Source organism: Curtobacterium sp. MCBD17_023, assembly GCF_003224415.1.
In the GTDB taxonomy this organism is placed as follows: domain Bacteria; phylum Actinomycetota; class Actinomycetes; order Actinomycetales; family Microbacteriaceae; genus Curtobacterium.
The window spans coordinates 360,750-373,587 of sequence record NZ_QKLJ01000001.1 but is presented as its reverse complement, the minus strand read 5'-3'; the positions used below and the strand labels follow the sequence as shown (position 1 = coordinate 373,587).

Below are 12,838 nucleotides of genomic sequence, written 5' to 3'. Positions count from 1 at the left end.
CAGCGGGAGTGCGGCGCTGCCCCGGACGTGACCGGGGCAGCGCCGCTGGCATACTGACGGCATGACGATGGCGCAGCCCGTCATCGGGCGCGAGCGGGAGATCGCGGCCCTCCGCACCGCGATCCGGGACGTGGACAGCGGTGGTTCGGCGTTCGTGGTCGACGGCGAGGCGGGGATCGGCAAGTCGTCGCTCGTCGCCGACGTGGTCGAGTACGCGGACAGCCGCGGCGTGCGGGTCCTCACGACGACCGGCACGCTCGACGAGTCGGCGGAACCGTACGCCGCCCTCCACATGCTCCTGTACCCGCTGCGTGCGGGCATCCCGAACCTGCCGGCACCGCAGCGGCGGGCGTTGGACGTCGCGTTCGGGGTCGAACCAGGCGTGCAGCCGTCACCGCTCCTCGCGACGGGTTCCGTCAGGCCCTCGCGGCGAACCGCGCCGACTTCTTCCGCGCGGTGGCCTCAGGCCCCTTCTACGGCTACAACCGTCCCGGTGTGACGCCGTCGGAACCGGTCATCGACAACTGGTGGCGTCAGGGCATGACGGGCAGCGCCGTCGCGCACTACGAGGGCATCAAGGCGTTCTCCGAGACGGACCAGACCGAGGACCTCCGCGCCATCACCGTGCCCGTCCTCGTCCTGCAGGGCGACGACGACCAGGTCGTGCCGTACCAGGACGCCGCCGTGAAGCAGGCCGAACTGCTCAGCGACGCCACGCTGAAGATCTACGAGGGCTACCCGCACGGGATGCTGACGACCCACGCGGACGTCATCAACCCCGACATCCTCGCGTTCATCCGCGGCTGACACCGCGTCGCTGCGTCCGCAGCGGTCCGGACTGGAGGCGCGGTGCAGGAGGGCCGACCGGCTCACCCGCACCGCGCCTCCCGTCCCTCACCGCCGGTCCCGGCAGGTCGCCGGCGGCTGCTCAGACGAGCGCGACCGCACCCCATCCGGCGCGCATCCGGGCGACGGCCCGGTCCCAGCCGGAGAGGAGGTCCGCGTCGTCCCGGAGCATGGCCTGCAGCTGCAACCCCTCGTACAGGGCGACCAGTTGCTCGGCAGCGTGTCTCGGGGAGGTCCCGCGCGGTTCGCGTCCGGCCACGACGTCGCGGACGAGGGCCAGGGTGACGTCGTCGAACGCGTGCTCGTACTGGGTGTGGAACCACCCGGCAGCGGGGTGTGACGGCGCGGAGGCGGCGCTCAGCGTGGCGATGCGCATCCGGACGAGCGCGGGGTCGGCGAGACCGGACTGCAGGCGTGCGCGGAGGTAGGCGGCTGCCCCCTGTTCCTCGGCCAGGTGCCACAGTCGCCGGCGGTCCCCGTTGTCCCAGCGGTCCATGACGGCGACGACGAGCAGCTCCCAGACCGGGTACGCGTCGGTGACCTGGGCGACGGTGACGTCGGCGAGCGCCGCGACCTCGGCCGGTCCGACGCTGTGGAAGTCCGACCGCCGGAAGGCCTCGACCGCTGCCGTGACGATGCGGTGGCGGAGATCGGCGTCGGGCATGAGGACGATCATCCGTCGCGGGCGGCGACGGCGCGACCGCCAGTTCGAGGGGGGCGGCGGGTCAGCCCCGGTCGAACGTCAGCGTCTCGTCGTCGGCGACCGTGACGCGTCCGGTGCGGGCGAACTCCGCCCAGACCGCGCGGATCCCCGGACCGCGCCGCTCCACGGCCGCCCAGTCCCGCTCCGGCACGAAGCGGCTGCCGGCCCAGGCCTGACGGTCGCCGAGCAGCAGCGGCACGTCGCTCATGTGCACGGCCCCGGTCGGTCGGACCGTGACCCCGCGGTGCAGCCGGTAGACGACGGCACGGCCACCCGCGGCGCGATGTCGTGCGGCGAACGCACGGGCGTCCCGGCCGTAGATGACCGCGGTGAGGGGTCGGACGAGCAGCCAGCGGACGAGCGCACGGCCGGCGCGCGTCCGGCAGAGCGCCGCCAGGCCGGGGATCATCGGGATGTAGAGCGCGGCTTCGTCGGAGGCGGACCCGATCAGGACCTCGACGTGCGGTGCTGCCCGGCGCCAGGCCGCGTCGAGGTGGCGCTCGGCCGGCAGTGGCGCGTGCCCGTACTGCGTGCCGAACGGCATCCCGCCGCGGAGGCCGTACGGCAGCGCGACCCGCTCCGCCGCGGCCTGCAGCGACAGGACCTCGTCGAGTCCGGTCTCCGGCCCGACCGTGCGGACGGCCCGGACCATGGCGCGGTTCATCCGGGCACGGCGGCGGGACAGACCGAGCGGCGCGCTCTGGACGATCGCCCGGCGGAAGAGCCCGGCCGTGCCGTCCGCCGCCATGAGGTGGGCGATCGCGTCGCCGCCCGCGGACTGCCCGAACAGGGTGACGGACTCCGGGTCGCCGCCGAACGCCGCGATGTTCCCACGCACCCACCGGAGCGCCTGGACGATGTCGAGCAGCCCGAGGTTCGCCGGTACCCGCTCCCCGTCGCCGAGGAACCCGAGCACCCCGAGCCGGTACGTCACGGCCACGACGACCACGCGCTGCTCCTCGACGAGGGCGCGCGGGTCGTGGATCGGGATGTCCCCGCCGCCGACGACGTACGAGCCGCCGTGGATCCACACCATGACGGGCAGCCGCTCGTCGTCGCGGACGTCCGCCGGCACGGTCACCGACAGCGCCTGGCACTGCTCGGAGACCTCGGCCTCGATGGGGTGGATGAGCGCCTCGAGCACGGGCGTCGACGGTTGCGGCGGCACAGGGGCGGGGGTGTCGGCGACGAAGTCCTCCGTGGACGGCGGCACCGGCTCCGGACGCGCGAACCGCTCCGACCGGGCGTACGGGATGCCGAGCGCGCGGACGACCGCGCCGTCGTGGTGGCCGACGATCCGGCCGACGGGGGCGGTGAAGGTGCGGGTCGGCGCGGTGGTCATCCCGCAACCGTACGACGGACGGGAGGCCCGTGGCCGCGTGGCCGCCGGGCCCTCGCCGGCCGGTCCCGGACCGACGCGCCAGCGGCGGGACGGCCGTGACCGGTGGGGAGCCTCCCGTCCGGTCCGGGTCGCGTCAGCGGACCCGCTTGATCGGCAGCACCACCAGTGCGCCGATGATGGCGACGCCTCCTGCCGCCCAGCACATGAGCTCGTAGTTGTCGGGCGTGCCCCCGGTGCCGAACTTCAGGAAGAACAGCGCCGCGGCGGGAGCGAGGGACTGCGGCAGTGCGTTCGCGATGTTGATGACGCCGAGGTCCTTGCCCGGCCGGTCGGCGTTCGGCAGCACGTCGACGACGAGCGCGGTGTCGATCGCGGAGTAGATGCCGTAGGCGAAGCCCATGATGACCTCGGCGACGTAGAACCCGTTCACCGTCTCGGCGTGGGCGAGGACGATGAGCCCGACGGCGAACAGCGCGGTGGACCCGGCGACGAACACCTTCCGGCGCCCGAGCCGGTCCGAGGCCCAGCCGGACAGCGCAGCGCTGACCAGGAGCGCGATCGTGTACAGCAGGACGCCGAACGCGACGGCGGCGGTGGCCTCGGCGTCGCTCGACAGGCCGATGTGCTCCTTCATGTAGAGCAGTCGGTACGTGGTGAACATGAACGTCGCGAAGATGATGAGGAAGCGCGACCACCACGCGAACGCGAAGTCCGGGTTCTTGACCGGGTTCGTCCAGAACGACGAGATCAGGTTCAGGAACGTGAACTTCTTCAGCGGGTACGTCGGCAGTTCGTCCCGGGCGACGACGGCGTAGACGACCACGAGCACGATCGCCAGGATGCCCGGCGCGATGAACAGCACGGGCAGGTTCGCGACGAAGAACACGGACAGGTACGTGCCTGCCAGGACCGCGGTGTTCTGGGCGAGCGCGATGATGCTCGACGACTTCCCGCGCTGGAACTCGGGCACGTTGTCCGCGAAGCTCGCGGTGAGCGTGGAGAGCACGGTGTTGGCCGCGAGCTGCGCGAGGAGCCACCCGAGCGTCAGCTGCAGGGTGTCCGGGGCGTACGCGATCCAGGCGAGGGCGACCGCGAAGACGACCACGCCGGTGAGCATCCACGGACGCCGCCGACCCCAGCGCGTCCGGGTGCGGTCGGACAGCGCGCCGGCGAGCGGGTTCATGATGAGCGCGCCGAACGCGCCGATCGGCAGCACCGAGCCGATGACGTTCGCGGCGTCGCTGCCGACGAGTGCCTCCGCCTTGAGCTGCATGCTCACGTAGACCGGCGCCATGAGGGCCACGAACAGGCCGAACTGCCCGAGGAACAGTGCGATCTGGTAGCCGACGCTGACACGCAGGGTGCTGACCGGCTGGGTGATCCCCTGCTCCGGGTGGACCAGCACCGGGGTCTCCGCGGGTTCGGGTGTGCTCATGACGCCTCCTTGAGTCGATGAAAACCATACCTCGCACGGTTTTTCGAGGGCGAGCATACATGCCACCGGGAACTCCGCGACAGCGAAAACTACACACCGGGTGGTTTCTGCGGTAGCGTCGTCATCGTCTCGCCGTGGAGCAGTGTCTCCGTCGGCCGCACACCAGTCAGGATCGAAGGAGCCTCTGCAATGCCCACCACCTCTGTGCAGCTCTACTCACTGCGCGACGCCATCGCCGAAGACCTCGACGCGGCCATCGCGCGGGTCCGCGAGATCGGCTACGAGAACGTCGAGCCCTACGCGTTCGTCGAGCGTGCCGCCGACCTCGAACGTGCCTTCGCCGCCACCGGCCTGCACGCACCGTCGGGTCACGTCGCCGTGATCGACGCCGAGGACACCGCGCCGATCTGGGACGCCGCCGAGCGCCTCGGCATCCGCACGGTCATCGACCCGTTCATCCCGACCGACCGCTGGCAGACCGCCGACGACGTCAAGGCCATCGCGGAGCGCGTCAACGTCCTCACCGCCGAGGCCGCCGCCCGCGGCCTGCAGTTCGGGTACCACAACCACCAGTGGGAGTTCACGAACAAGGTCGACGGCCGCACCGTCTACGACCTCTTCGTGTCGCAGCTGTCCCCGGAGACAGTGCTCGAGGTCGACACCTTCTGGGCGACCGTCGGCGGTGCGGACGCCCCCGCCGTGCTCCGCGGTCTCGGCGAGCGCGTCGTCGCCATCCACGTCAAGGACGGCAAGGTCGACGGTGACATCCGCACCGCGCTGCCCTCGTCCGAGAGCGCACTCATCGTGCCCGAGGCCCTCCAGCGGGCCTTCGAGAACCAGACCCCGGCCGGCCAGGGCGACGTCGACGTGGCGGGCATCCTCGCCGCGGCGCCGCAGGCCATCCGCGTCGTCGAGTTCGACGCGTACAAGGGCGACGTCTTCGAGGGCATCGCCGAGTCCCTCACCTGGCTGCAGGCGAACGACACCGCCGGGGACGCCGCGTGAGCCGTGTCGGGGTCGGCATCATCGGTGCCGGCAACATCTCGACGCAGTACCTCGAGAACCTCACGCAGTTCGCCGACGTCGAGGTCCGCTTCGTCGCCGACGTCCTGACCGACCGTGCCGCCGCCCAGGCGGAGGCCTACGGCGTCGCCGCTTCCGGCACGGTCGAGGAACTCCTCGCACGTGAGGACATCGCCATCGTGATCAACCTGACGATCCCGGCCGCGCACGCCGAGGTCGACCAGCAGATCATCGACGCCGGCAAGCACGTGTGGAGCGAGAAGCCGATCGCCACCGACCACGACTCGGCCGCTGCCGTGCTCGCATCGGCGCAGGCGAAGGGCCTCCGCGTCGCGACCGCCCCGGACACCGTGCTCGGCGCCGGGATCCAGACGGCACTCCGGGCCATCGCCCGCGGCGACATCGGTGAGCCGCTCACCGCGACGACGCTGTTCCACGTGCCCGGACCCGAGGCCTGGCACCCGAACCCGGACTTCCTGTTCGCCACCGGTGCCGGCCCGCTGTTCGACATGGGGCCGTACTACGTCACGACCCTCGTGCACGCCTTCGGCACCGCCAGCCGCGTGCAGGCCGTGTCGTCGAAGTCGCTCGACCGCCGCACGATCGCGTCGGGTGACCGCGCCGGTGAGACGTTCCCCGTCGAGGTGCCCACCCACCACGCCGCGCTCATCGAGTTCGCCGGCGGGCAGTCCGCCCAGTCGACGTTCTCGTTCCAGCACGCGCTGCCGCGGATGGGCTTCGTCGAGATCAACGGCACGCTCGGCACGATCTCGCTCCCGGACCCGAACACGTTCGAGGGGTCCTCGCAGCTCTGGCGCTACGGCCAGGAGGAGCCCGAGACGCTCGAGGCCGTCGGCTCCACCTGGGGCCGTGGCACCGGTGTCGTCGAGCTCGCCCGCGCCATCGCCGAGGACCGCCCGGAGCGCGCCTCCGGTGCCGTCGCGCTGCACGTCCTCGACGTGCTGCTCGGCATCCGTGACGCCGCTGAGTCGGGGTCGGCCGTCGAGATCACGTCGTCCGTCGACGCGGTCCCGCCGCTGCCGGAGGACTTCGACCCGGCCGCCGCGGTCCTCACCGCGTAGCACCACCGCTCCTCGACGCCAACGGCCGGCTCCCTCCGGGGGCCGGCCGTTCCGCGTTCCACGGCCCGTCGACCCGGAGCAGGACGACGGCCGTCGAAACCGGTCAGCGCGGTGCCTGCTCCTCCGCGCCACCCGCGGGCACGATCCGCTCGAGCAGGCGCAGCACCCGCTCCCCGTCGACGGCGTCCGGGTCGAGCAGCCACTGCACCTGCAGCCCGTCCGAGGCCGCGATGCTCAGGCTCGCCAGGTCCTCGGGGTCGAGGTCGTCGCGGATCCGGCCGGCGGCCTGGTCCCGGCGGATGAGCTCACTCAGGTCCGCGCGTAACCGGGTGAACCGGTCACGCATGAACTCGCGCGTGGTCGGGTGCCCTTCCTGCACGGCGTCGGCGGAGAGGGTCGTGTAGAGCTGCACGAGTCCGGGGACGGCTCGGTTGCGGGCGGCACTCTCCCGCATGTCGCCGATCGCGGACTTCATCCGTTCCGGAGCACCCTGCTCGCGGACCTCGTGCTCGCGGTAGACGGCGAGGAGCAGGTCGTCGCGGCTCGGGAAGTAGTGCCGGAGCGCCGCGTGCGTGATGCCGAGGGCGTCGGCCACGGAGCGGAGCGAGGACGCGTCGACGCCCTGTTCCGCGACCATCCGGATCATCTCGTCCAGGATCTGCGCACGTCGCTCGGTGCCCTTGCGGTACCCGCCGCGGCGCGGCGGAGCCGCGTCGTCCTCGTCGGCGGGGTGGGTCATCCTGCCAACTTACCGCTGGAAGGTTTTCGCGGCCAGTACCGGTCGGGAGGCCCGGATCACCACGGGTGCCGGGCCTCCCGTCCGGTTCGTGTCAGGAGCCGTCGTCCGCCGTCGGGTCCGGCAGGGAGCGGACGGCGACCCCGTCGACGGTGTACTCGTCCACCGGTGTCGGCGCACCCGCGTCGAGCGCTGCCGTGATCTGACCGAGGCACCGGGTCAGGACCTCGTTGTCCTCGGCGGAGAGGTGGTCGATGACCTCGACGACCGCCTGGTGGAAGGTCTCGTACGACACGTCGATCTTGCGCGCCGCCTGCACGGTCGGCTCGAGCACCTGTGCACGACGGTCGGTCGGGTGTGGCGACCGGACGAGGTCGCCCTTCTCGACGAGCCCGTCGACGATCTTCGTCACCGACGCGTTCGACACCCCGAGCATGACGGCGAGGTCCTTCGGTCCCATGCTCCGGCCGTCGCGGTGCGCCTGGAGCATGTAGCGGACGGTGAGGAACTCGTTCTTCGTCAGGCCGCTCTCGACCCGGGCGCGTTCGAGCTGGTCCTCCTCCGCGTGCTGCAGGCGGAGGAGCGCGTCGACGGCGGTCTTCGCGGACCGGGTGCGCGGCTCACGGGCGTAGAGGTGGACGTGTTCGCGTCGGACGACGGTCAACGGCATGGGTCGTGGTCTCCCTCACCCACTCGGGCGGTCGTGCTGGTGCTCCGTGCTCGGCTCAGGCGGCCGGGGCGACGAAGAAGTCGGCGTACGAGACCTCCGAGCGGCGGGACAGCAGCGACGGGTCCTGGATCCGTCGGGCGACGTAGGCCTCGATGACGGCCGGGTCGGTCAGGCCCACGCGCGGGTGGGAGCCGCCGAAGCGAGTGTCGAGTGACGTGGTGTGGTACGTGCTCTGCATGATGGCGCCTTCCTCGTCGAGAGACTGCTGTCCGTCTGGACGAGGAAACTCTTTCACACCGTGAACTATGTGGTCAACGAACTTTTCGGCTCGTTGTACATTTCGCGCGCCGAACCACCAGGCGGCCTGGTGGAACGACACGAGCCCCTCCTCGTGGTGAGGAGGGGCTCGTGCATGGACCGGGGTCGGACTACTCCTTGTTGAGTTTGTCCTGCACCGTGCCGGCGATCTTCTCGATCGTGTTCGGCAGCTCGGTCGTGCCGTAGAAGCGCGAGTCCGGGTGCGTGGGCGGCGGCATCGGCGACGACGTGGTGGGGCCGTCGTGGTACGAGTACTCGCCCTTGCCGTCGAACGACGGGCCGCTCGCCCAGGGGCCGTTCTTCGCCTCGGCACCGTCGGAGAAGTTGAGGTACTGGTAGTTGACCTCCTGGTTCTCCTTGTGCTGCGGGAAGTTGCTCGGCACCGGCATGGTCTCGAGACCGGACTCCCGGAGTTCCGCAGCCGCGGTCGCCCACATGTTCTGGTGCATGGTGTCGCGGGCGATGAGGAACTTCAGCAGGTCCCGCACGCCGTGGTCGTCGGTCATGTGGTAGAGCCGGGCAGCCTGGACGCGGCCCTGCATCTCGGCGTTCTCGTTCGCCGTGAAGTCGGCGAGCAGGTTGCCGCTGGCGGTGATGTACGAGCCCTGCCAGGGGTTGCCCATGCTGTCGACCGGGCGCGCACCGGCACCGGCGACGATCGCGTGCTGGATGTCGGTGCCGCCGAGGACCGCGGCGACCGTCGGGTCGTCCTGCACCGCGTCGCCGGTGATGCCGAGCGGGGCCTTCTCGAGCAGCTGCGCGATCATCGTCGCGAGCATCTCGACGTGGCCCATCTCCTCCGCGCCGATGCCGAACACCATGTCGCGGTACTTGCCCGGGATGTGCATGTTCCACGCCTGGAACTGGTACTGCATCGCGACGGAGATCTCGCCGTACTGGCCGCCGAGCACCTCCTGGAGCTTGCGGGCGTAGACCGCGTCGGGCTTGTCGGGGGTGGACTTGAACTGGAGCTCTTGCTTGTGGAAGTACAAATCGTTCTCCTGTTTCTGTGTCGGTTCTGGTGGGCGGTCAGAGGATCGGCGTGCCGCCGGTGACGGCGATCCGCGCACCGGAGACGTAGCTGCCGTCGTCGCTCGCGAGCAGGACGTACACCGGAGCCAGCTCCGCCGGCTGTCCGGCGCGACCGAGGGGCGTCTGCTTGCCGAACTGCTCGACCTGCTCGGGCGGCATGGTCGCCGGGATGAGCGGCGTCCAGATCGGCCCCGGGGCGACGCTGTTCACGCGGATGCCGCGCTCCCCGACGAGCTGCGCGAGCGCGGCCGAGAAGTTCGCGATGCCGGCCTTCGTCACGTCGTACGGCAGGAGGGTCGGCACCGGGTTGTCGGAGTTGACCGAACTGGACCCGATGATCGAGGCACCCGCGGTCATGTGCGGGAGTGCCGCCTTCGCGAGGTGGAAGTACGCGCTGAGGTTCGTCGCGAGGGTGCGGTCCCACTCCTCGTCGGAGATCTCCTCGAGCGTCTCGTGGGTCATCTGGTACGCCGCGTTGTTGACGAGCACGTCGATGCCGCCGAGTTCGGACACCGCGGTCTCGATGATGCTCCGGCAGTACGCCGGGTCACTCACGTCGCCGGGGAACAGCACGGCCTTCCGGCCCGCTTCCTCGATCCAGTGCTTGGTCTCCTGCGCGTCCTCTTCCTCCTCCGGCAGGTAGGAGATGAGGACGTCCGCTCCTTCACGCGCGTAGGCGATCGCGACCGCCTTGCCGATGCCGCTGTCCCCGCCGGTGATGACGGCGCGCTTGCCCGTGAGTTTGCCCGAGCCGGTGTAGCTCGTCTCGCCGTGGTCCGGCTTCGGCGTCATCGCCTGCTCGGAACCCGGAGGTTGCTGTTGCTGATCGCTCATGTCGCTCCCTCGTGACGGATGTGGTTCGTCGTACGAGGGCGATGGTCGGCCGGGCTCGCTGTGTGCTCGTCAAGAGTGTTCAGATCACGCGGCCGGGGCAGCGGCGGCGGTCGGACGCGGCCGGGCCTCCCGTCCGTACCGGCCTCCCGTCCGTCCGCGGGCACCGCGGCGTACCGTCACGCTCGTGGACCTCCAACTGCAGGACCGGGTCGCCCTCGTCGTCGGCGGCGCCGGGTACATCGGCTCAGCCGTCGCCGACCGTCTCCGTCGTGAGGGTGCGACGGTGGTCGTCGCCTCGCGCACCACGACGGACGGCGTGACGGTGGACACCACGGACCAGACCTCCGTCGACACCGCCGTCGCCACGGTGCTCGAGCAGCACGGTCGCATCGACGTCCTCGTCGTGACGGCGGCACCGGCCGCCGGCACCCTCGACCCGGAGCGACGCTCGGACCCCGACCAGGTGGCGTCCGCGATCGACGGCAAGGCCCTCGGCTTCCTCCGCGTCGCGAACGCCGTCCTGCCCCTGCAGCGGGCCGCGGGCTTCGGCCGGGTCGTCGTCGTCAGCGGACAGAACGCCTACCTGACCGGCAACATCACGACCTCGCTCCGGAACGCCGCGACGAACGTCATCGCGAAGAACCTGGCCGACGAGCTCGCCGGCACCGGCGTCACGGTGAACGTCGTCAACCCCGGCGCGGTCACCGACACCCCGAGCGCGGAGGTCCGGCCGGGTGCCGGTGGTGCGTCCAGCCCGCAGCAGATCGCGGACCTCGTCGCCTTCCTGTCGTCCCCGCTGTCGGTCGTCTCCGGGGAGTCGATCTCCGTGGCGCACCGTGTCCTCGGGAGCGCGACGGTCTGACCAGGGCTCGCGCGCCCTCGGACCCTGCCGCGGGCTCGCCCGTCCTCGGGCCACGATGCGGGAGACTCGTCGTGCAGCGATGTGCTGCCACCCGAGACGCAGAGGAGCCGCCCATGTCCTCGAACGCCCGCGACCGGACACCCGCCCCGTACGGAGACCGTCGTCCGGCGGCGCCCGACACCGACCGAGCGGCGCCGTGGCGTGGCCGCGCCCTGGGCTTGCTCGTCGTCGCCCTGGCGTCGTTCCTCGGCGCGGCCGTCGCCCTGGTGGTCATGGTGATCCGGGTCTGGACCACACTCGCCCAGGACACCGGCGTCGACATCGCCACCGGCCTCGTCCTCATCGTGTTCCTGGCGCTGGTCCTCTCGGGCTGCGCGATGACGAGCGCGGCTCTCGCCGAGCGGCGGCGCTGAAGCCGGCCTGACGAGCTGAAGCCGGCCTGACGAGGCTGAGCGACCGGCCCGACGAGGCTGGCGGGAACGACGAAGGCCCCGGTCTCCCGACCGGGGCCTTCGTCGTGCTGCTCTCCACCGGAGAGCCCTGGTGCGCGAGGGGGGACTTGAACCCCCACGCCGTTTCCAGCACACGGACCTGAACCGTGCGCGTCTACCAATTCCGCCACTCGCGCCAGCGACGAGAACATTACCACGCACAGACGGCCCCCGGAGCCAACCACTACCATGCAGTGGTCAGCGACCGAGAACGTGGAGACCATGGGCCTACTGGACAACTTCGAGCGAGGGTTGGAGCGCGCCGTCAACGGTGCATTCGCCAAGACCTTCCGCTCCGGTGTGCAGCCGGTCGAGATCGCTGCGGCCCTCCGACGCGAGCTCGACACCAAGGCGGCCGTCGTCTCGCGCGAGCGCATCCTCGTGCCGAACGAGTTCACGGTGCGCCTGGCTCCGCCGGACCACACGCGCATGAACGACGTCGGACGCCCCCTGATCGACGAGCTCACGCAGCGGGTGCAGCAGCACGCCGTGGCGCAGAACTACTCGTTCTCCGGTCCGGTGACGATCCGCCTCCAGCAGGACGGCACGCTGTCGACGGGGATCCTCGAGATCGACTCCACCACCGTGCAGCGCGACGTCGCGTGGGTGGCCGTCCTGGACATCGGCTCCCAGCGGCACCGACTGCACCGCGGACGCACGGTCATCGGGCGCGGCACGGACGCCGACATCACGGTCGCCGACACCGGGACCAGCCGGAAGCACGTCGAGGTGCTGTGGGACGGCAAGCACGCGCAGGTCAACGACCTCGGCTCGACGAACGGGTCGAAGCTGAACGGCGAACGCTTCCAGCAGGCGATCCTCGAGCCGGACTCCACCATCGAGATCGGTCGTACCCGTATGGTGTTCCGGGTGATCCCGGAGAACGACGGAGGTGCGCGATGACCACAGGCCTGACCCTGCTCGTGCTGCGCTTCGCGTTCCTCGCTGTGCTGTGGCTGTTCGTCTTCGTGATCGTCTTCGCGCTCCGGAGCGACCTCTTCGGCCAGCGTGTGCGCGCGATCCCCACCGACCCGAAGGCCGGCCCCTCCGGGCCGACCACGCCGCCGGTGCCCGCCGGGACCGGTGCTGCCGCCGCCCGGAACAGCTCCTCCGCCAGCGCGTTCACCGAGCTGATCGGTCAGACAGGAGGCCCGGCCGCCCCCGCCGCGTCGGTCGCCACCCGCCTCGTCATCACCGAGGGCGCACGCGAGGGCATGGAGATGCCGCTCGGCGGCGGTCCGATCACGATCGGTCGCTCGAGCGAGAGCAACGTCGTGATCCGCGACGACTACACGTCGACCAACCACGCCCGGCTCGACCTGCAGGGCGGGGCATGGGTCCTCACCGACCTCGGGTCGACCAACGGCACCTTCGTCGACGGACAGAAGGTCACTGCCCCCACCACCGTCGCGGAACGCACCCCGATCACCATCGGGACGACGACGTTCGAGCTGCGGCGGTAGG

The 12,838-nt window shown here is 71.0% G+C and carries 15 protein-coding genes, 1 tRNA gene and 1 pseudogene; 8 read left to right on the top strand and 9 right to left on the bottom strand.

Features of this window, described 5'->3' with window-relative positions:
• The first annotated feature begins 61 nt into the window (after positions 1–61).
• Together DEI84_RS01820 and DEI84_RS01815 are read left to right on the top strand one after the other, a co-directional pair.
• Entirely contained in the window at positions 62–499 is a 438-nt protein-coding gene (locus DEI84_RS01820; protein ID WP_110889440.1) for an AAA family ATPase, read from the top strand.
• Positions 403–807: pseudogene (locus tag DEI84_RS01815) on the top strand (alpha/beta fold hydrolase); the annotation flags it as partial. The gene DEI84_RS01820 and the pseudogene DEI84_RS01815, both read left to right, overlap by 97 nt.
• 121 nt (positions 808–928) lie before the next feature.
• Here the strand turns inward: DEI84_RS01815 and DEI84_RS01810 are convergent.
• From DEI84_RS01810 to DEI84_RS01800, 3 genes are all read right to left on the bottom strand, one after another.
• Entirely contained in the window at positions 929–1,510 is a 582-nt protein-coding gene (locus DEI84_RS01810) for a TetR/AcrR family transcriptional regulator (protein ID WP_146232829.1), read from the bottom strand.
• Between the two features lie 61 nt (positions 1,511–1,571).
• The gene (locus tag DEI84_RS01805; protein WP_110889439.1) at positions 1,572–2,891 is read right to left on the bottom strand and encodes a carboxylesterase family protein; all 1,320 of its coding nucleotides are present in this window, start codon (positions 2,889–2,891) and stop codon (positions 1,572–1,574) included.
• A gap of 133 nt (positions 2,892–3,024) precedes the next feature.
• Entirely contained in the window at positions 3,025–4,326 is a 1,302-nt protein-coding gene (locus DEI84_RS01800; RefSeq protein WP_110889438.1) for an MFS transporter, read from the bottom strand.
• 189 nt (positions 4,327–4,515) lie between these two features.
• On the opposite strand from DEI84_RS01800, the gene DEI84_RS01795 reads away from it, so the two are divergent.
• Complete coding sequence (locus tag DEI84_RS01795) at positions 4,516–5,331, top strand: sugar phosphate isomerase/epimerase (protein ID WP_181419481.1); 816 nt, start codon at positions 4,516–4,518, stop codon at positions 5,329–5,331.
• On the top strand, positions 5,328–6,431 hold the full coding sequence (locus tag DEI84_RS01790) for a Gfo/Idh/MocA family protein (RefSeq protein WP_110889437.1): 1,104 nt from the start codon (positions 5,328–5,330) through the stop codon (positions 6,429–6,431). Before DEI84_RS01795 ends, DEI84_RS01790 begins: the two co-directional genes overlap by 4 nt.
• A 103-nt stretch (positions 6,432–6,534) precedes the next feature.
• Here the strand turns inward: DEI84_RS01790 and DEI84_RS01785 are convergent, their stop codons facing one another.
• The 5 genes from DEI84_RS01785 to DEI84_RS01765 all read right to left on the bottom strand — a co-directional run bounded on the left by DEI84_RS01785 (position 6,535) and on the right by DEI84_RS01765 (position 10,021).
• Positions 6,535–7,170: a TetR/AcrR family transcriptional regulator gene (locus DEI84_RS01785; RefSeq protein ID WP_110825750.1), complete on the bottom strand. Its 636-nt coding sequence runs from the start codon at positions 7,168–7,170 to the stop codon at positions 6,535–6,537.
• A 91-nt stretch (positions 7,171–7,261) separates the two neighbouring features.
• Positions 7,262–7,837, bottom strand: coding sequence for a MarR family winged helix-turn-helix transcriptional regulator (locus tag DEI84_RS01780; RefSeq protein WP_110889436.1), 576 nt, complete (start codon positions 7,835–7,837; stop codon positions 7,262–7,264).
• Between the two features lie 55 nt (positions 7,838–7,892).
• Positions 7,893–8,075 (bottom strand): hypothetical protein, encoded by a 183-nt coding sequence (locus tag DEI84_RS01775; RefSeq protein WP_110825752.1) that lies wholly within the window; start codon positions 8,073–8,075, stop codon positions 7,893–7,895.
• A gap of 190 nt (positions 8,076–8,265) precedes the next feature.
• Positions 8,266–9,147 carry a manganese catalase family protein gene (locus tag DEI84_RS01770; RefSeq protein WP_110825753.1) on the bottom strand — a complete coding sequence of 294 codons (882 nt, stop codon included), beginning with the start codon at positions 9,145–9,147 and terminating at the stop codon, positions 8,266–8,268.
• 37 nt (positions 9,148–9,184) lie between these two features.
• Positions 9,185–10,021, bottom strand: coding sequence for an SDR family oxidoreductase (locus tag DEI84_RS01765; RefSeq protein ID WP_110889435.1), 837 nt, complete (start codon positions 10,019–10,021; stop codon positions 9,185–9,187).
• A 184-nt stretch (positions 10,022–10,205) separates the two neighbouring features.
• Between DEI84_RS01765 and DEI84_RS01760 the strand changes: the two genes are divergently transcribed.
• Both DEI84_RS01760 and DEI84_RS01755 read left to right on the top strand, forming a co-directional pair.
• Positions 10,206–10,883, top strand: a complete 678-nt coding sequence (locus tag DEI84_RS01760; protein WP_110825756.1) for an SDR family NAD(P)-dependent oxidoreductase — start codon at positions 10,206–10,208, stop codon at positions 10,881–10,883.
• A 113-nt stretch (positions 10,884–10,996) separates the two neighbouring features.
• Positions 10,997–11,296 carry a hypothetical protein gene (locus tag DEI84_RS01755; protein ID WP_110889434.1) on the top strand — a complete coding sequence of 100 codons (300 nt, stop codon included), beginning with the start codon at positions 10,997–10,999 and terminating at the stop codon, positions 11,294–11,296.
• Between the two features lie 128 nt (positions 11,297–11,424).
• On the opposite strand, the gene DEI84_RS01750 is transcribed toward DEI84_RS01755, so the two are convergent.
• Positions 11,425–11,511: transfer RNA gene (locus DEI84_RS01750), tRNA-Leu, on the bottom strand.
• An 85-nt stretch (positions 11,512–11,596) separates the two neighbouring features.
• Here DEI84_RS01750 and DEI84_RS01745 point away from each other — a divergent pair.
• On the top strand, positions 11,597–12,277 hold the full coding sequence (locus DEI84_RS01745) for a DUF3662 and FHA domain-containing protein (RefSeq protein WP_110825816.1): 681 nt from the start codon (positions 11,597–11,599) through the stop codon (positions 12,275–12,277).
• Positions 12,274–12,837, top strand: coding sequence for an FHA domain-containing protein (locus DEI84_RS01740; RefSeq protein WP_110889433.1), 564 nt, complete (start codon positions 12,274–12,276; stop codon positions 12,835–12,837). The genes DEI84_RS01745 and DEI84_RS01740 overlap by 4 nt, the downstream gene beginning before the upstream one ends.
• Position 12,838 lies beyond the last annotated feature (1 nt).